Here is an 18,091-nt window from a genome sequence, read left to right as displayed (position 1 = left end):
GTTAGCTTTTTTATTTATTCTAATATTTCAATCCACGGCTCTACTCTTCCACTCTCTACAACAAACATTTCCTCTAACTGCACACCTTTCAAACAATGGGTTCCTAAAGGTGAACATGTAAACGGCTCGTATGGTCCTTTCCAAACTGATTTCTTATCCGTTGCTTCAGATGTTAATTGAATAATTTCATAATCCGTTGGGATTGTATCCATTAATCCAGATTCCGCAGCTTGATATGTCATCATACTTCCGTCAGCGAGCCACTCAACTTCTGGAACAAACCACTGTGAATAGTTACTAACAGCTGGCATTTCATATGTTGCACTCTTTCCATCCCTTATATTGGTTAGCGAATATAAAAACAACTTCTGATCTTCAGAAATTCTGACAGTTAAAGTTATCTCTCTAAACGATTCCACATATATGATGTTTGAGTCTATAGAGTCTTCGAAGGAGTTTGTTTCAATAATCAATTCACGTATTGCCCCACCGCTTAATGCATCATTTTGAGGCCAAAGAATCGTTTGTATGGTGGAGTCATGCCCCCACTTGCCGAAAGGATCTGTCGTTTCAATTCGGTTTAGCTCTCTTTTGTCACTAGAATAAACAAAAGAATCAAATGTCCAATCTTCATAAAAAGCACTGAAGAACAATTGTTCATTATTAAGTGAATTCCAATCCCAGTACATTTCTGATGATTCGATAATTAATTCGTCAAAGTCTTCTCCTAATACAGAAAATATATGTATAGTTGCACTTAATGAGTTACGTGAAGTAACAACAGCTAACCTAGTTAGATCCGGATGAATTTTAACTTCTATTATTGGATCTGAGATTTTAGTGATTTCTTTACTCTCACCAGTGACTATATCATATGAAAGAAGAGAAAAATCTAACCCTTGTCGCGTTGCATAAAGAATTTCTTCATTCGATATCCATCCTATCACTCGTTCAAGGTTTTCACTTTGAATGGATAAAGTTTTAAATTCTACTAGTTTTTCTTCTTTAGTTAGAGATTCTTTTGGTGGTTTAGATATTTCCGTGGTCGTCGGTTGACAGCCTGAAATAATAATAAGTAGTATCAATATGGACGTTATACCACGCTTCATCTTCATGCCCCCTCTCTCTATACATAGTAGTACGTTTAATTCACCAATGTGTTTCAAAAAACAAAAAAATCGTCTAAAAGTGATTAAACACTTTTAGACGACGATTGGTTAATTTAAACTTATTTTTTCTCAGTAGTTTGATCAATTAAAAGGTTCCCTGTTTTTTCATCATAAAAACGAAGTAAATCACTATTTATGATTTCATCTGAGTACTCCAGTTCTTCAGCTGCACGCTCTATATATGGAGCACATGCTTCAGATTCTGTTTCTTCTCCAGTTTCCTTGTCATAACAAATATTTCCTGCATAGACCACTTTATCGGTTACAAATCGCCCATCACGGAAAACGACAAACTCTTCATGATCTTTAGAGAACACATCTGCACCTAATTGCATATCTTTACTAGTTTCAACACCAAGTAAATGTAATAAAGTTGGACGAATATCAATTTGTCCTGATACTTCTTCTACTACTTCACCTTGATCTGAACCTGGTATATGAATAAACATTGGCACACGTTGTAATTGAGCACTTTCAAAAGGTGTAATTTCTTTTCCTAAATATTGTCCCATTGCTTCATTATGGTTTTCTGAAATCCCATAATGATCACCATACATCACAATTATAGAATCTTCATACAATCCTTTTGCTTTTAATTCTTCAAATAAAACTTCAACTGACTCATCCATGTAACGAGCTGTTTGGAAATAACGGTTCAATGTACCAGAATTCGAATCATATTCAGGAATTGATTGATCCTCTTCTTCCAAATGGAAAGGATAATGATTTGTTAAGGTAATTAACCTAGAATAGAAAGGCTTCTGCATTTCAGTCATGTGATTAACTGATTGTTTAAAGAATGGAATATCTTTTAAACCCCAGTTAACTGCATCGCCTTCTCCAACTTCATAACTATCTACATCATAGAATTTATCTATGTTTAATGCGTTGTACATGATGTCGCGATTCCAGAAACTCTTGTTATTTGAGTGCATAACATTTGTGAAATAACCTTTTTCATTTAACTTTTCAGCCATCGAGTTATAAGTGTTTCCACTGTTAGTAAAGAACACAGCTCCTCCACCTAGAGGATACAAGCCATTTTCGACTATAAACTCTGAGTCAGAAGTTTTCCCTAGACCCGTTTGATGGTAGAAATTCGGGAAATAGTACGTATCTTTATCTTTAGTTAAGCTATTTAAGAAAGGTGTAACCACTTCACCATTCATTTCTTCGTTCACAACAAACGTTTGAAGCGACTCTAATGATACGACGATTACATTTTTACCTTCTGCAGTACCGAACACTTCATAATTGGGTTCTGCTTGGTTTGAACGTACATAGTTATTTACTTCGACTAATTCACTGCCATCCGCTAAAGCGCGTTGTGCATGTGATTTAGATTGAATATAAATATCGTAAATATGGTAGTTATATGTCCCAATATTTTTCACTAATAATTCACGATCAAAGCTTCGTGTAAGAAGTTGAGGACGCTCAGTTTCAGCAAGTCCTAAATTTAAAAACATAATAGCTGCAGCAATTACAAAATATGCTCGACGAATTGCTGGCTTAACGATTGCTGTTTCTTTAACATTTGGCAACCATTTCATTGCTACGAACAATAAAACAACATCAGTAAAGTAAAAAACGTCTGTAAAGAAAACACTTTCAGCTGCAGAAGCTCCTAAATCACTAAAGTTGCTCGTTTGGAACAATACCGGTAATGTAATGAAATCGCTAAAGAAGCGATAAAATGCAACGTTTGCATATAATATTACGGCTAATACTGAACTCGTAATTAATAAATATCGATTTCTAACTTTAACGGACTTAAAGAATAGTGAAATACCATACACAGCAAGCAAAAAACTTAAAGGGTTCATAAACAAGATGAATTGTTGCATGACATTTTCAATTTTCATATCAAAACTAGTATGATATACCACATATGTTTTAATCCAAGTTAGCAAAATGGCTATTGCCAAAATCGAATGTTTAGGGTAATTTTTGTTCTTCATTCCTAACATCCTCCTTATTACTTTCAATCTCTAAATTTTACTCTGCAAAAAGCAATCGTTTAATCACTGTTTATACAGAGTCAAACGACAGCCTTTGTTTGAATGGTACTTTTCTCGATAAAGCAATATTAAACACCTTATTGGCTAGAGCAACATTTTATTCAGCGAAAGAAAGAAACATTATTATATCTTAATCCTTTTTTAACAATCACGCAACTTTAGCTTAATAAATTCCATTTATAATTGATTGATGTCACCACTTCATTACTACCCCAAATTAGACGAATGAAAACTATAAAAGTTTCACTTTTCTTCAAATAAATTAATAGAGACTTCGATCACTTGTTGAAATCCCAAATAAAAAACAACCTAAACCACCTATTGGCTTAGGTTATCTTGAAAAGAATTACTTTATTTTTTTATCTACTAAACGAGACATTTCTTGTCTTAACAAAAGAATAGCCATCTGATAATCCTGCGTATCCATTATTTGAGATTTATAAAGCTCACGTATCTCATCTTCCATTAATAGAATATCCGCTTGGCGTTCCGTTGTATAAATGTATGTTCCGTTTCTTTTTAAAAACTGCATGACATCATATATTGAATTCATCTTTTTCACTCCACTTTCAAACATTGGATTCGTTGTGTCTCGGTTAGAATGTATTGTACAGGTAAATCGAATTGCTCTACCGGTATTTCATTTTCGATTTGGATATCGAAAGCAAGAGAAATAGTTACACCATTATATTCACTTAAAAACCGATCATAATAGCCGCCACCAAAACCAATACGGTATCCTTTATTATTAAAGACTACACCAGGCACAATCAACACGTCAATTTGTCCTCTTTCTATCCTCCTTGTCTGTGAAGGAATAGGTTCTTTTAATTTCATATAGACTACTTCAAGTTGATCAAACGAATTAATTTCATAAAATGTCATTCCTCGTGTTTTTGGTTCGCACTTTGGAACAGCTACTCTTTTACCTAACTTCCAAAGCTCTTGAATTAAATTCCATGTATCAACTTCTGGAAAAGAAGATACCGTGATTCCAATGATTTGCGCATCCATTACTTTTTCATCGACAATTACTTTTCTATGTATATGATGAGATAAATCATTGTGCACTTTATTGTCTAATTTATTTAATTTATTTAAAATATTTTTCCTTATCGTAGTCTTTTCCATTTCCATTCCTCCATGAAAAAAACCAAAACCTCAGGAGGTTTTGGTTAAATGGTATTATTTTGTTTCACGGTGTGTAGTCATTTTCTTTTCACGTGAGCAATATTTTTTCATTTCAAGACGTTCCGGGTTGTTACGCTTGTTTTTCTTAGAAATGTAGTTGCGCTCGCCGCAATCTGTGCAAGCTAGTGTAATGTTAACGCGCATCTTTATCCCTCCCACTTTATCAGGATTCAAGTTTAATTATTGAGCATAATTTATACGACTAACTTATTATAGCACAAGCCGTCGAAAAATCTACTATTAAGTTGCAATTATTTATCTACATAGAAAGAAAGAGACCTTGAATCTCTTTCATTAAAATTAGTTATTTAATTCGTAATGGCGTCCTTTTACTAAATAAAATAATTCTTCCGCAATATTTGTAGCATGATCAGCTGATCGTTCTAGATATCTACAAACGAAAGAAAGTTGTGTTACTTGGCTTAATAATAATGGGTTTTCAGATCCTACCTTCAATAATTGCTGAATCGTTTGACCATACAAATTATCCACTTTATCATCAAGTTCTGCAATCTTACGAGCTTGTTCAACGTTTTCATCAATAAATGCCTTCATTACTTCTGTTAACATGCCAATTGTAATGGTACGCATTTCTTCAATGTTTTTAATTGGAGCTACAAATTCTGCTTTCCCGATACGTATAGCTTCTTTTGCGATGTTTACTGCATAGTCACCCACACGTTCCATATCATGAGCTGCCTTTATCAAAACGATTAATCTTCTTAAGTCTGTAGCGACTGGCTGCTGTTTTGCTAATAATAAAATGACACGATCGTTAATCTCTTCTTCTAAACGATTAATATGAATATCGTTGTCAATTATTGATAAAGCCATTTCAACGTCTTGGCTTAACAACGCATCAATCGATTTATTTAAGGTAGTAATTGCTAAATTACTAAGTAATAAAAATTGTTCTTGAACACCATTAAGCTCAAATTCAAATTTTTCTCTAACTACCATCTTCGTTTCCCCCTTCTTAATTAACCAAAGCGTCCTGAAATGTAATCTTCTGTACGTTTATCAGAAGGTGTAGAGAAAATGGTATCCGTTTTATCGTATTCAACCACTTCTCCATTTAAGAAAAATGCCGTTTTATCAGAAATACGTGCTGCTTGTTGCATGTTATGCGTCACGATAATGATCGAATAGTTTTGTTTTAGTTCTTGAACCAATTCTTCAATCTTAAGCGTAGAAATCGGATCAAGTGCTGATGTAGGTTCGTCCATTAAAATTACATCCGGCTCAATCGCCAATGCACGCCCTATACAAATACGTTGTTGCTGTCCACCAGATAAACTGTAGGCATTTTCATTTAAGCGATCTTTGACTTCATCCCAAATGGCCGCTCCACGCAAACTTTGTTCAACTATTTCGTCTAATACTTTTTTATTTTTTATTCCATGAATACGAGGACCATAAGCAATATTGTCGTAAATCGATTTTGGGAAAGGATTGGGTTTTTGGAAAACCATTCCTACTTTTGTACGCAATTCTTCTACACCATAGTTCGCATCTAAAATATTCCGATCGCGATATATAATTTGCCCTGATGTTTTAACAGATGGTACTAACTCCACCATACGATTTAACGTTTTAATATATGTCGATTTCCCGCAGCCTGAAGGTCCAATAATTGCTGTCACTTCATTTTCTTTAATAGCTAAATCAATATTTTTTAACGCATGGTGATTGCCGTACCATAGATTTAGTTGACGTGTATCATACACAATATTGTTTTCAGTTTCTTGATTGTTTTTAATTTGTGTTGTCGCAGTTGGTTTATTTACTTTAAGTTGAACCATTTTGAAACCCTCCCATGCCACATTGGCTTAATAACGTTTTTGGTACTTATTTCGAATGAATACAGCAATTGAATTCATTAACAACAAGAACACCATCAAGACGATAATTCCAGCTGAAGCTACACTTTGAAATGCTTCCTGTGGTCGTTTTGCCCAGTCAAAAATCTGCATTGGCATTGCAGTAAATTGACTAAGTAAATTTTCTGGTACAAATTGAATAATAACTGGAATTCCGATTACCACGAGGGGCGCTGTTTCTCCAATCGCTCGAGAAAGAGCTAAAATTCCACCCGTTAAAATACCAGGAATTGCTGAAGGCAATACTACTTTGGCTATAGTCTGCCATTTAGTGGCACCCATTCCATATGATGCTTCACGTAAATCTTTCGGAACTGCACGAATTGCTTCTTGTGAAGACACAATGATTACAGGCAATATTAATAAACTCATCGTAAATCCTGCAGCTAAAATACTATTTCCTAATGCTAAAGCTCTTACAAAAATCGTTAAACCGAGTAAACCAAACACCACTGAAGGAACACCGGCTAAATTAGAGATATTCATTCGAATGAAATCATTGATTTTGCCCTTCTTCGCATATTCCTCTAAATATATAGCTGATCCAACACCCAGTATTAAAGACACAGGTGTCACAACGGCCATCATCCAAAGTGATCCAATAAGGGCGGCCTTAATTCCAGCTTTTTCAGGAAAACGCGATCCGAAATTAGTAAAGAAATCTAGTGATAAATAACCGATACCTTGTGTAATGATACGATAAAATAACACACCCAAGGCTAATAGAGCAAATAAAGTCGCTAAAAAGAATAGCGTTTTAAAGAATTTATTTACAATCATTCTCGTGCCCATTTTTTTTACTACAGAGCCATGATCGATATATTTCATTTTAATATTCCTCCCTAAAACGTTTTGAAATCACATGAGCTAATAAGTTCATGAGAAGCGTAAAGAGGAATAGTGTAAATCCGACAGAGTAGATCGAATAATAAATAGTTGTGCCATATCCAGCATCCCCAGTTGAGACCTGAACAATATAAGCAGTCATGGTTTGAATAGAATCTGTCATATCTAAATCAAATCGTGGCGTAGAACCACCTGCTAATGACACGATCATTGTCTCACCAATTGCACGTGAAACTGCAAGAACGATGGAAGCCATTATTCCAGATAATGCAGCTGGCAATACAACTTTGACTGCTACTTCTAATCTGGTAGCACCTAAAGCTAATGCTCCATCTCGTATCGAGTTTGGTACGGATGACATGGCATCTTCTGATAATGAAGCAATCATAGGTAGAATCATAATTCCCACCACAATACCAGGGCTCAATGCATTGAATATTTTTAGTTCTGGGATGAATTGTTGTAAAAATGGTGTCACAAATGTTAGAGCAAAAAAGCCATATACAATTGTTGGTACACCTGCTAATACTTCTAGTACAGGTTTGATGATCCGGCGTGTATTATCACTTGCATATTCACTTAAGTAAACAGCTGATGCTAAGCCAAATGGTACCGCAACCACGACAGCAATCAATGTTACCTTTAATGTACCCGCAATCAATGGCAAAATACCAAATAGAGGCTCATTATTTGAGAAAGGCAACCATTCAGTACCAAATAAAAAATCAGAGAATGGTACGCGTTTGAAAAACTCAAAGGTTTCAAAAATTAATGTAAAGACAATCCCAAAAGTTGTTAATACTGATATAGATGCTATGAAAAAAAGAATATATGGAATTGATTTTTCAAACCGCTTATTGCCCTTTTTTCCTTTGTGCTTCGCAATCATGTCTTGTACGGACATTTTTGCTGATTGATCATTTAAAGCCATTTGAAATCCCCCTTTTACCTAAAAAGAAGAGAGTAGCACCGCTGCTACTCGCCTCTCGAACCGCATTTAATTGGGTTGAATTATTTTAAACCTTCTAATGCGTCAAGATCTTCTTTATATTTTTCTTCCGGCAAGCTTACATAGCCAACCGCTTCAGCCATTTCGCCAGCATTTTCAAGTGAATATTGCATAAAGTCATAAACCGCTTCATTTTCTTTAACTGAAGAATTTTTCACATATATAAATAATGGTCTTGACAGAGGTGTGTAGTCTCCAGATTCAATTGTTTCATTTGTTGGTTCAACACCATCAATTTTCACTACGTTTAACGAATCTTTATTAGCTAAGTAGTAAGCATATCCGAAGAATCCAATTGCATTTTTATCACCTTGCACACCTTGTACTAAGACGTTGTCATCTTCAGAAAGTGTAGCTGCTTTTACAATATCAGCATCTTCAAGAATGATTTCATTAAAGTAGTCAAACGTTCCAGAATCTGTTCCTGGTGAATAGAAAACGACTTCTTCGTCAGGCCATTCAGGATTAATGTCAGACCATTTTTTTGTTTTTCCATCTTCTACCCATAATTTTTTTAAGTCTTCAACTGTTAAGTCTTTAGCCCAATCGTTTTCTTTATTTACTACGATCGATAAACCATCATAAGCTATTTCTAATTCCGTATAGTCAATGCCAGCTTCTTTTAGCTTAGCAGCTTCTTCTTCTTTGATTGGACGGGATGCATTAGAGAAATCTGTTGAGCCCGCTATGAATTTTTCAAAACCGCCACCTGTTCCAGATGCTCCAGAAGTTACCTTCACGTCTGGTTGTACACCTGCATACTCTTCTACTAGTGCTTCCATAATTGGGGCTACTGTAGATGAACCATCGCCAGATACTGACCCGGATAAACTTTTTGTAGCTTCTCCATTTTCTTCATTACCACATGCACCAAGTACAAGTGCTGATCCAATCATTGTTGACATCATAAAGAATTTCCAGTTTTTCATCAGTTTATTTCCCCCTAAGGTTGGTTGGTTTTGCCTTACAAACATAACTATAAAGTTTTATTGTTGAGCACATATAAATGCCATGTAAAGAGTTTGTAAATATAAAAAAGCCATGATATACATTCATATCATGGCTTTTAAAATTAAAATTATTCATTTGGTACTTTTTCGCTATCTTCTTCAATTAATGTTTCCGAAAACGCTGGTTTGATAGTTTGTAAAGTTGAAGACTCTAATTCTTCTACCGCTTCATTTTTCTTTTTGATTTCAAAATAAGCATCTACAACTTCACGAGCTAGTATTGTCCCAGTGCTTTCATACTGGCCATTATAATAAGGTGCCCACGGAATCACAACTGCATATGCGATTTCTGGATTATCAAATGGAGCGAACCCAATATGGGTAGAGTTAATTGCTGCGTCTCCCCAGTTATCTCGCTTTGGTCCATAATAAACCGCTTGGGCTGTGCCCGTTTTTCCAGCAGCTGCAAAAGGAAGATCTCCAAAATACGACCTTGCTGAACCTTGATTTCCAAAATAAACCCGTGACATCCCTTTTTTAATATGCTCAATTTGATTTTGTGAATTATTAATACGATTTAATATCGTCGGTCCCTTCTCAGAAACTAAGGAACCCATCGTTGTTCCATCGTATGATGGTTCCCTAATTTGCTTCACTACTTGGGGCTGAATCCGGTTTCCTCCATTTGCGATGGTGGAAACGTATTGCGCCATTTGTAATGGTGTATACGTATCATATTGACCAATGGTCATATCTAAGAATTTCCCTACTTCAAAGGGTCCCTTGATACCAGCTGTTTCACCAGGGAGGTCAATTCCTGTTGGAACGCCTAAGCCAAACTGTGCATATGAATTACGTAACAGACTAAAATCACCATTATTAATATCAATAGGTTCATCTTTCACGTAGGTTTCACCTGCTAATTTGAGACCAATTTTAAACATATATACATTTGATGACCTTTCAATGGCCTGTAAATCACTAATCGCCATTCTTGAATTTCGATTGAAAATCGAACTTTTCACTCTTGTATCTTTAAGCTTTATTGGTTCATCTATCAAAATATCATTCATACCAATGACCCCTTGATCATACCCTGTCAAGATTGTTGCTGGTTTGATAGTCGAACCAATCTCGTAAGCAGAGGTGAAGGTCCCATATGCATAATCATTTACAATACGTTTCCCAGTATCAGGATCTTGAATTAACTGTTTTCCTACCATAGAAAGTACTTCGCCTGTATACGGATCCATAATGACAACAAAAGCACGGTCTAATAAATTGGAACCATTTTTTTGTTTCATTTCTGTTAATTTTGCTTCTACCAAACTCTCTACTTTTGAATTAATCTCACTATCAATCGTTAGCACCAAATCCTTACCTGGTTGACCTTCAAATACAGTTTGCGTTTCAGTAACAGTTCCTTTACCGTCAGTAATATTTTTAACTACACTTTTTTGACCTTGTAAAATTTCTTCATATTCTTGTTCGATATAACTTCTCCCGACGCGATCATTTCGGGTATAGTCACGAGCTAAAAAATACTCTAGTTTTGATTTTGGAATACCTTCTTTTGGTGAAGTGGTACGTCCTAAAATGGCAAGTGAGGACATAGGTAAACGAACCCAGTCTGTTGTCGTGTTAACGCCTTTCATTTCAGTTAAGCGTTCAGAAACACGAGCAAATTCTTCAGGTGTTACATCATCACTTTTAATGATTTGAGGTGATAAGGCATAGCCAGATGACATTTCACGATAAATCGCAAGTACTTCAAGTTCTTCGTTTGATAAACTGGCAAGATCTTCTTCTGTAATTCTATCTCTTACTAGTTTATCAATCTGTTTTTGCATATCGGTCGTCGTCAAAGTTTCATCGGACAACATCTTAGCCTCTTCTTTTTTTGTTACTCTCTCATAAGCTTTGTCTCTATGTAACATAATCCAGTAATCCTGCTTGTCACGCAAAGTTACGTCATCTAGTTTCTTTTCAATGATTGACGCTAACATTTCTGCAATATTCAGCATTTCTTCTTGTGTAGTCGTTTGCAACTTCGTATAAGTTATAGCATTTTGAGGGTCGTTATCCACCAAAATTCGACCTTGGCTATCATAAATACGTCCTCTTGGAACACTCGTATTTATTGGTACTTCTTCCGTTCTTTTTAATTCACGAACATATTCTTCTCCTTGAACAATTTGTAAAAACCCGAGGCGAAAAATGAGGATTGAGAATAACAAAAAGATGGTGAAAAAGAGGATATTCATTCGAAAAGCGACATTAGCGCGTAGTTTAGCTTTAGCACTCGCGGCTCTTTTTTTTGATATTTTGCGCACGGCAGCAGTCCTCCTTCTAGCTTTCTATCTGTAAAGTAGTATATCATTTTGAGCAAAAAAACACACACTCAATTAACGAATTGAGTGTGTGTTTTGTTTCATTAATCGACTTATTTTGCTGATTCGTAACGTTTTGAAACTTCAGCCCAGTTTACTACATTCCAGAAAGCAGCGATGTAGTCAGGACGACGGTTTTGATAGTTTAAGTAATAAGCATGCTCCCAAACGTCTAAACCTAGTAAAGGTGTGTTACCTTCCATGATCGGTGAATCTTGGTTTGGTGTAGAAGTTAATTCTAATTCACCATTTTTAATTGATAACCAAGCCCATCCTGAACCAAAGCGTGTAGTTGCAGCTTTAGCAAACTCTTCTTTGAAAGTATCAAAACTTCCAAATTTAGCATCAATTGCTTCAGCTAATGCACCTGAAGGATTTCCGCCTCCATCTGCAGATAATAATTCCCAGAATAATGAATGGTTAGCATGACCGCCACCATTGTTGCGAACTGCTGTACGAGCAGATTCTGGCACTGCTTCTAAGTTTGCAATTAGCTCTTCAATCGACTTACTTAAAAGATCATCGTGACCTGCTAGCGCGTTATTCAAGTTCGTTACATAAGCATTGTGATGTTTTGTGTGATGGATGTTCATTGTTTCTTTATCAATATGCGGTTCTAATGCGTCATACGCGTAAGGTAATTGTGGTAATTCATAAGCCATGTGTCATTTCCTCCTAAAGAATCTCATTTTTAGATTTACAATTAATAGCGTAACAAAATTAGGTCATTCATTCAAATATTAGCAACGCAAATTTAGAAATTCAGCCTTTTGACCGAAATCAGACTACTAAAACAAAAATAACGATCATAACAATTTGAACTGTCCCCTTCGTAACGATTGATGTTAGGAAACCAATTACTGAACCAAAGCCTGTTTTTATTGCTTGTTTGAGTGAAGTTCGTGCAAATATTAACTCAGCAATAATGGCACCTAAAAATGGTCCGATAAGGATACCTGCAATCGGAATAATAAATGGTCCAACTAACAATCCAATGGTACTTCCCCAAATCCCTGCTTTACTGCCACCATATTTTTTTACACCAAAGGCATTTGCCATCATATCCGCACCAAATAGTAAGATAACGAATAATACTTCTATTAACCAGAACCACCAAGGCAGGTCAGCAAATGAGAAGAATACTCCGTATAACAAGAAACCACCTAAAATAAAGATGACTGACGGAATAATTGGATATACAAGTCCGATAAACCCAATGATAAAGCACACAATAATGATACTCCAACCAATAATTTCCATGTTTTACCTCCAAAAAAAAATCTCCTCTTAATCGTGCCTTACATCTATTAAGATGTAAAGCACTAGAGGAGAAGAATTTTATGCTCTTTTACCTAATACCGCTTCAGCAATATTAACTGCATGATCACCGATACGCTCTAAATTACTAACGATATCTACGAAAACAATTCCTGCTTGTGGAGAACACGTACCTTCATTCAGACGCAAGATATGTTTTTTACGGAATTTTCGTTCCATTTTATCAATTAAATCTTCTTGCTCAGCTACTTCACGTGCTAACTCGTGACTACTCATATCTAATGATTCTAATGCTTTTTCAACAGTTTGGATTGTTAATGTAAACATTTCAGTTAAATCATCCATCGCATCCTCTGTTAAAGAAAGTCGATTTACTTGTTGATAATCTATTAATTCAAGAATATTTTCAAAGTGGTCACCAACTCGTTCAATATCACGAACCGTTTCCATCAACATAATGTGACGAGCTGAATCTGCATTTGAAATAGATTCGGCAGATATTTTCACTAAATAATCCGTAATTTTATGATCTAAGTTATTAATCGCATCTTCTAATTGATAACCAGTTTCCGCGTGTTTTTTATTGTGTGTTTTCAAATATTCAAATGCCTCTTGCAACCCTTGTACACTAAAACGACCCATGCGAAGAATTTCTTCTTTAGCTTGTCCAATCGCAATTGATGGAGCTGTGTCAATAAAATGTAAATCTAAATGTTTAGGTTTGTATTCAATCGTTACTTCTTCACCTGGGATAAATTTAGTTACTAGATAAGCCCAAGCTCCGATTAAAGGGAATTGAATAATTGTGTTTGCTACATTAAATGTTCCGTGAGCAAATGCAATTTGCATTTTCGGCTCTAAACCTAACGCTCCAGATAACCATTCAACGTACATTGTGAAAGGACCTAAAATAATTAAAAATAGTAACGTTCCAACTACATTAAATAGTACGTGTGTAGCTGCTGCACGACGAGCTGCAATCGAAGCACCAATAGAAGCGAGAACCGCAGTAATCGTTGTACCAATATTATCACCAAAAAGTACAGGTAAGGCAGCATCTAAGTCCAAAATATTTTCTGCATATAATCCTTGAAGAATGCCAACCGTCGCACTTGAACTTTGTACGATTAACGTAAACACAGTACCGACTACAACGCCCAAAATACTATGGTCACTCATACTTACTGTTAGATCAATAAAAGATGGCAATTCACGAAGTGGTTTCATTCCCCCACTCATAAGTTCCATACCAAGGAATAGTCCACCAAAACCGAAGATTACTTCTCCTAAGTTTTGAATCTGATTTTTCTTAACAAAGAAAATTAAGAATGCACCGAGTGCCATAATTGGTAATGCAGCTTCTCCGACGTCAAATCCAATAATGAATGCAGTAACAGTTGTCCCAATATTGGCACCCATTATTACGCCAATTGCTTGTCTCAATGTCATAAATCCTGCGCTAACGAGTCCTACTGTAATAACGGTAGTTCCTGAACTGGATTGAATTAGGACCGTTACAGCAATACCAACTAACACACCCATAAATGGATTTGTGGTAAAACGATCTAAAATATCACGTAAACGGTCGCCAGCTGCTTTTTGCAGACCGTCACCCATATATTTGATAGAGAATAAGAAGATCCCTAGACCTCCAATAAACTGAAACAGCATTTCCTGCCAATTAAGTTCCACGATTCGTTTTCAACTCCTATTTCGACGATTTTCAACAATCCCCATTATGAGTAGTTCGACACGCATATGTAAAGCCCCTTCACATAAAATTTACAATAACTTAATATTTGAGGCAACTTTGTACTAATTTCGACCAATATTTTTTATAAGTATCTCTTGAAATAGTAGTATGATAGAGGAATAAGGAGTGATTTTATTGTCTTTAACTCAACTATTTCTTGCTTCTATTTCTAATCCCAAAAAAATAGCAGTGTTTCGACTCTTGCCGATTGGCAAAGTCCTTCAATATGTCTTTATTTTTGTAATTATGCTGTCATTACTATCTTTTGTCCATTTTATTACGGGATTTAAGACTGACTCTTCATCAATTGAAGGATTGCTAGATTATGTAGACGATATGGAATGGATTTTATATCCATTTGCCTTTATCATTCAATTTATTATGACCACTTTGTTGCTATTTGTCCGAATAAGCTTAATGGCTTTTGGTGGAATGTTGATTTTAAAGCTACTAAACCGGCGTGGCGATTATAGACATGTGTGGCGATCGACTGTATTTGCTTACACTACACCTACAGTCCTATCTATTTTCTTCCTATATACAGGGTTTACGGATGGATGGATTTTTGTTATTACTACTATTATTTGTGTAATCTATTTGGCTTTTGCCCTAAAATATTATCCTCAGAAAAAATCATAATCTCTCTTTATTCAGCATATGTTGAAAAAAGGGAGGTTTTTTTATGCGCATAATTGGACTAGCAGTCTTTATTTTAATTATTTCTTATATTATTAAAACCGATTTACTCGATGGTACGATCTCTCTTGCTGCATTCTCTCAAGTTGAATCTGAGTGTGTAAAACAAGAACAATATGAAATTTTCCCTGTTCAAACAATTGAAGGAGATACTTTGTTATCGCTGTTTGGTGTATATCCATCAGAAGTATGGGTTAGCTTCCCCGAACGGTTAGAAACTTTCTATAAAGAGAACCCACATTTACGCAATCAACAAATTCAAGCTGGTGAAAATGTGAAGATTCCTATATATAAAGATTCCACTTTATCGTGTTCTTAATAAAAAGTAATGTTTCTTCCTTGGCAATTCCTTTTCATCACTGCTAAAATAAAGAATAGTGAAGGCTATGAGCCCGAAAAAGGAGAGAATTTTCATGAGTGAAATTATTCACCGTTCCAAAACTCGCCCGGTTCGTGTCGGCGATTTAACCATAGGTGGTAGTAATGAATTATTCATACAAAGTATGACCACAACAAAAACACATGATGTAGAAGCAACTGTTGCTGAAATTTTGCGTTTAGAAGAAGCTGGTTGTCAAATCGTTCGCGTGGCTTGCCCAGATGATCGAGCAGCAGACGCAATTGCTGAAATTAAACAACGTATTAATATCCCATTAGTTGTGGATATTCACTTTGATTATAAGTTAGCATTAAAAGCCATCGCAAATGGCGCCGATAAAATACGGATAAACCCTGGTAACATTGGTCGTCGCGAAAAAGTTGAAGCTGTTGTTAATGCAGCAAAAGCAAAGGGCATTCCAATTCGTATTGGAGTTAACGCAGGTTCACTTGAACGTAAAATTATTGAAAAATACGGATATCCAACAGCAGATGGAATGGTTGAAAGTGCATTACATCATATTAAAATACTTGAAGACTTAGATTTTCACGATATCATCGTATCTTTAAAAGCCTCAGATGTTAGTTTGGCAATTGAAGCTTACGTAAAAGCTTCTCAAGCATTCGATTATCCTCTTCATCTTGGAATTACTGAGTCAGGCACATTGGTTAACGGCTCAATTAAAAGCGCAGCTGGACTTGGAGCTTTGTTAAGTCACGGCATTGGTAACACACTTCGAGTGTCGTTGAGTGCAGATCCAGTTGAAGAAGTTAAAGTTGCTAGAGAAATGTTAAAAGTATTCGGTCTATCGTCAAATGCAGCTACTTTAATTTCTTGTCCAACATGCGGACGTATTGAAATTGATTTAATCACGATTGCAAACGAAGTAGAAGAATACATTTCAACAATTAAAGCCCCAATTAAAGTTGCTGTTCTTGGTTGTGCAGTGAATGGTCCTGGTGAAGCTCGTGAAGCTGATATAGGTATTGCTGGTGCTCGCGGTGAAGGATTGCTCTTTATGAAAGGGAAAACTGTTCGTAAAGTACCTGAAGCAACAATGGTTGAGGAACTTAAGATTGAAATCGATAAAATTGCTCAAGAGTACTATGATAAACAAGAAATAGAAAAACAAAACGCTTAAGGGGCTGTTCACTTGTCAAACTACCGATTCGGAATAGATATTGATGGTACAGTCACTTGCCCTACTTCTCTACTTCCACATATCAATAAGGCTTTTTCGTGTAATTTAGTTCTAGATGATATTAAAGAATATGATTTAACGAAAGCATTTCCAGTGTCAAACGAAGATTTTTATAAATGGTTTAAACTAGCTGAACCTGAAATTTATGCGACTTCCCCTATACAAGTCAATGCACATGGGGTTTTGACTGAATGGAAAAAGGATCATGAGTTATACTTTATTTCAGCTCGTGGCCAAAATGTTCGTGACGTGACGTTGCAATGGTTTGTTGAACAAAATCTTGCTTACGATCACATTGAATTAATTGGTACTCACAATAAAATCCAAACTGTTAAAAACCATTCAATTGATGTGTTTTTTGAAGATAAGCACGATAATGCAGTGGGTATTGTAGAAGATTGTAATATTCCTGTATTGCTATTTAATACCCCCTATAACCAAGAAGCTGTCCCAGAAGGCGTTATAAGAGTGAATAACTGGCTGGAAGCAGATGCTTGGATACAAAATACGTTTCTAACTCAAAAAGCGTGAGGCCTATGCCTCACGCTTTTTTATGTTCTTGTTTCAAGCGTGGCCATCATTCATTCGGCAAAACACAATTTGGATTCCCGAATTATATGGATGGGAAATATTGAAATAGGTCTATTAAGGTGTCAGCTATAAAAGCCAATTCGCTAAAATTAACATATGGTTACATATTGTGATTTCGTTATAATATCTAATCCTCTTCATAGAGCGTTAGAAAGGAATCCGGTTCGGCAAGACCCTCTGCAATGCCGTTTACCTTATCAACGAACTCCAGTCGAATCAGGTGACGCAACGGCTGGTCTACTTGATTCAGATGTTCGAAAGCCTCTCGAGCCAACTTATCCCATTCTTTGTAGCGATTAAGATAATCATTCGGCATGACTATGGTGCTTGACGTCCCTTCTTCCGGTTCACACTCAAACGGTTCGTCTAATCCAAGCGTAGCATAGTCACATGTGATTTGTTCACCAGGAAGAATATCCCTCGACGCCAATTCAATCTCATAGACCGTCGATACAACATTTGGACTGAAGCTGTGATTCATGTATCTTGCATGATCCCAGCACAGCACGTAAAAGTCGTCATCGTTAAGATAAGCATATTTATAGACGATTTCTCTTCGCAGGGAATCAAGCGCTTCAATTTCCTCTTCATTGAGTATGATGTCCAAATCATCCAATGCCCATATAATCGTTCCTTTTGGAATCATTTTTGTGGCAAAAACACCTACACCAATCTTTTCATTAACAAATCGAATCTCGGTATCTGGATGTAACATCGAATCGAGTCACCCTTTCTCA

Annotated in this window: 19 protein-coding genes; 4 read left to right on the top strand and 15 right to left on the bottom strand. The window is 35.9% G+C overall.

What is annotated here, in order from left to right; all coding sequences use genetic code 11:
• Window positions 1-14 precede the first annotated feature (14 nt).
• The 14 genes from WBG45_RS08705 to WBG45_RS08640 form a co-directional block, all read right to left on the bottom strand.
• Entirely contained in the window at window positions 15-1,109 is a 1,095-nt protein-coding gene (locus WBG45_RS08705; RefSeq protein WP_424413771.1) for a hypothetical protein, read from the bottom strand.
• Window positions 1,110-1,228: 119 nt separating this feature from the next.
• A complete protein-coding gene (locus WBG45_RS08700; RefSeq protein ID WP_424413769.1) occupies window positions 1,229-3,130 on the bottom strand; it encodes an LTA synthase family protein in 1,902 nt (633 codons plus the stop codon).
• A 406-nt stretch (window positions 3,131-3,536) separates the two neighbouring features.
• A complete protein-coding gene (locus WBG45_RS08695; RefSeq protein WP_024534510.1) occupies window positions 3,537-3,743 on the bottom strand; it encodes a YqgQ family protein in 207 nt (68 codons plus the stop codon).
• Between the two features lie 5 nt (window positions 3,744-3,748).
• Window positions 3,749-4,321 (bottom strand): 5-formyltetrahydrofolate cyclo-ligase, encoded by a 573-nt coding sequence (locus tag WBG45_RS08690; protein WP_424413767.1) that lies wholly within the window; start codon window positions 4,319-4,321, stop codon window positions 3,749-3,751.
• A gap of 54 nt (window positions 4,322-4,375) precedes the next feature.
• A complete protein-coding gene (rpmG, locus tag WBG45_RS08685) occupies window positions 4,376-4,525 on the bottom strand; it encodes a 50S ribosomal protein L33 (RefSeq protein ID WP_017380101.1) in 150 nt (49 codons plus the stop codon).
• A gap of 156 nt (window positions 4,526-4,681) precedes the next feature.
• Window positions 4,682-5,341 (bottom strand): phosphate signaling complex protein PhoU, encoded by a 660-nt coding sequence (phoU, locus tag WBG45_RS08680; RefSeq protein ID WP_024534508.1) that lies wholly within the window; start codon window positions 5,339-5,341, stop codon window positions 4,682-4,684.
• A gap of 20 nt (window positions 5,342-5,361) precedes the next feature.
• Complete coding sequence (gene pstB / locus WBG45_RS08675) at window positions 5,362-6,183, bottom strand: phosphate ABC transporter ATP-binding protein PstB (protein WP_424413765.1); 822 nt, start codon at window positions 6,181-6,183, stop codon at window positions 5,362-5,364.
• Between the two features lie 27 nt (window positions 6,184-6,210).
• Window positions 6,211-7,089, bottom strand: coding sequence for a phosphate ABC transporter permease PstA (gene pstA / locus WBG45_RS08670; protein ID WP_424413763.1), 879 nt, complete (start codon window positions 7,087-7,089; stop codon window positions 6,211-6,213).
• A gap of 1 nt (window position 7,090) precedes the next feature.
• The gene (pstC, locus tag WBG45_RS08665) at window positions 7,091-8,038 is read right to left on the bottom strand and encodes a phosphate ABC transporter permease subunit PstC (protein WP_424413761.1); all 948 of its coding nucleotides are present in this window, start codon (window positions 8,036-8,038) and stop codon (window positions 7,091-7,093) included.
• 80 nt (window positions 8,039-8,118) lie between these two features.
• On the bottom strand, window positions 8,119-9,045 hold the full coding sequence (locus WBG45_RS08660; protein ID WP_424413759.1) for a PstS family phosphate ABC transporter substrate-binding protein: 927 nt from the start codon (window positions 9,043-9,045) through the stop codon (window positions 8,119-8,121).
• A gap of 149 nt (window positions 9,046-9,194) precedes the next feature.
• Window positions 9,195-11,399, bottom strand: coding sequence for a peptidoglycan D,D-transpeptidase FtsI family protein (locus WBG45_RS08655; protein WP_424413757.1), 2,205 nt, complete (start codon window positions 11,397-11,399; stop codon window positions 9,195-9,197).
• Between the two features lie 110 nt (window positions 11,400-11,509).
• Window positions 11,510-12,118 carry a superoxide dismutase gene (locus tag WBG45_RS08650; RefSeq protein WP_424413755.1) on the bottom strand — a complete coding sequence of 203 codons (609 nt, stop codon included), beginning with the start codon at window positions 12,116-12,118 and terminating at the stop codon, window positions 11,510-11,512.
• Between the two features lie 118 nt (window positions 12,119-12,236).
• Window positions 12,237-12,716 (bottom strand): DUF456 domain-containing protein, encoded by a 480-nt coding sequence (locus WBG45_RS08645; RefSeq protein WP_424413753.1) that lies wholly within the window; start codon window positions 12,714-12,716, stop codon window positions 12,237-12,239.
• Between the two features lie 78 nt (window positions 12,717-12,794).
• A complete protein-coding gene (locus WBG45_RS08640; protein ID WP_424413751.1) occupies window positions 12,795-14,426 on the bottom strand; it encodes a Na/Pi cotransporter family protein in 1,632 nt (543 codons plus the stop codon).
• 196 nt (window positions 14,427-14,622) lie between these two features.
• On the opposite strand from WBG45_RS08640, the gene WBG45_RS08635 reads away from it, so the two are divergent.
• The 4 genes from WBG45_RS08635 (at window position 14,623) to WBG45_RS08620 (ending at window position 17,294) form a co-directional block, all read left to right on the top strand.
• Window positions 14,623-15,126, top strand: coding sequence for a DUF1189 family protein (locus tag WBG45_RS08635; RefSeq protein WP_424413749.1), 504 nt, complete (start codon window positions 14,623-14,625; stop codon window positions 15,124-15,126).
• 43 nt (window positions 15,127-15,169) lie between these two features.
• On the top strand, window positions 15,170-15,502 hold the full coding sequence (locus WBG45_RS08630; RefSeq protein ID WP_424413747.1) for a hypothetical protein: 333 nt from the start codon (window positions 15,170-15,172) through the stop codon (window positions 15,500-15,502).
• Between the two features lie 94 nt (window positions 15,503-15,596).
• On the top strand, window positions 15,597-16,703 hold the full coding sequence (ispG, locus tag WBG45_RS08625) for a flavodoxin-dependent (E)-4-hydroxy-3-methylbut-2-enyl-diphosphate synthase (protein ID WP_424413745.1): 1,107 nt from the start codon (window positions 15,597-15,599) through the stop codon (window positions 16,701-16,703).
• A gap of 12 nt (window positions 16,704-16,715) precedes the next feature.
• The gene (locus WBG45_RS08620; protein WP_424413743.1) at window positions 16,716-17,294 is read left to right on the top strand and encodes a hypothetical protein; all 579 of its coding nucleotides are present in this window, start codon (window positions 16,716-16,718) and stop codon (window positions 17,292-17,294) included.
• Window positions 17,295-17,481: 187 nt separating this feature from the next.
• Here the strand turns inward: WBG45_RS08620 and WBG45_RS08615 are convergent, their stop codons facing one another.
• The gene (locus tag WBG45_RS08615) at window positions 17,482-18,069 is read right to left on the bottom strand and encodes an SET domain-containing protein (RefSeq protein WP_424413742.1); all 588 of its coding nucleotides are present in this window, start codon (window positions 18,067-18,069) and stop codon (window positions 17,482-17,484) included.
• Between the last annotated feature and the right edge of the window lie 22 nt (window positions 18,070-18,091).

The sequence above is a fragment of the Paenisporosarcina sp. genome, from assembly GCF_049671445.1.
Lineage (GTDB): Bacteria > Bacillota > Bacilli > Bacillales_A > Planococcaceae > Paenisporosarcina.
The sequence above is the reverse complement of the archived record's forward strand: the minus strand, read 5'-3'. Positions and strand labels throughout refer to the sequence as shown.

Excerpts from the sequence above, each read along its gene's own strand:
- WBG45_RS08645 (WP_424413753.1), bottom strand. The coding sequence starts at position 12,716 with ATGGAAATTATTGGTTGGAGTATCATTATTGTGTGCTTTATCATTGGG.
- WBG45_RS08700 (WP_424413769.1), bottom strand. The coding sequence starts at position 3,130 with ATGAAGAACAAAAATTACCCTAAACATTCGATTTTGGCAATAGCCATT.
- pstA (WP_424413763.1), bottom strand. The coding sequence starts at position 7,089 with ATGAAATATATCGATCATGGCTCTGTAGTAAAAAAAATGGGCACGAGA.
- WBG45_RS08630 (WP_424413747.1), top strand. The coding sequence starts at position 15,170 with ATGCGCATAATTGGACTAGCAGTCTTTATTTTAATTATTTCTTATATT.
- pstB (WP_424413765.1), bottom strand. The coding sequence starts at position 6,183 with ATGGTTCAACTTAAAGTAAATAAACCAACTGCGACAACACAAATTAAA.
- rpmG (WP_017380101.1), bottom strand. The coding sequence starts at position 4,525 with ATGCGCGTTAACATTACACTAGCTTGCACAGATTGCGGCGAGCGCAAC.
- WBG45_RS08705 (WP_424413771.1), bottom strand. The coding sequence starts at position 1,109 with ATGAAGCGTGGTATAACGTCCATATTGATACTACTTATTATTATTTCA.
- WBG45_RS08695 (WP_024534510.1), bottom strand. The coding sequence starts at position 3,743 with ATGAATTCAATATATGATGTCATGCAGTTTTTAAAAAGAAACGGAACA.
- WBG45_RS08690 (WP_424413767.1), bottom strand. The coding sequence starts at position 4,321 with ATGGAAAAGACTACGATAAGGAAAAATATTTTAAATAAATTAAATAAA.
- pstC (WP_424413761.1), bottom strand. The coding sequence starts at position 8,038 with ATGGCTTTAAATGATCAATCAGCAAAAATGTCCGTACAAGACATGATT.
- phoU (WP_024534508.1), bottom strand. The coding sequence starts at position 5,341 with ATGGTAGTTAGAGAAAAATTTGAATTTGAGCTTAATGGTGTTCAAGAA.
- WBG45_RS08660 (WP_424413759.1), bottom strand. The coding sequence starts at position 9,045 with ATGAAAAACTGGAAATTCTTTATGATGTCAACAATGATTGGATCAGCA.
- ispG (WP_424413745.1), top strand. The coding sequence starts at position 15,597 with ATGAGTGAAATTATTCACCGTTCCAAAACTCGCCCGGTTCGTGTCGGC.
- WBG45_RS08650 (WP_424413755.1), bottom strand. The coding sequence starts at position 12,118 with ATGGCTTATGAATTACCACAATTACCTTACGCGTATGACGCATTAGAA.
- WBG45_RS08615 (WP_424413742.1), bottom strand. The coding sequence starts at position 18,069 with ATGTTACATCCAGATACCGAGATTCGATTTGTTAATGAAAAGATTGGT.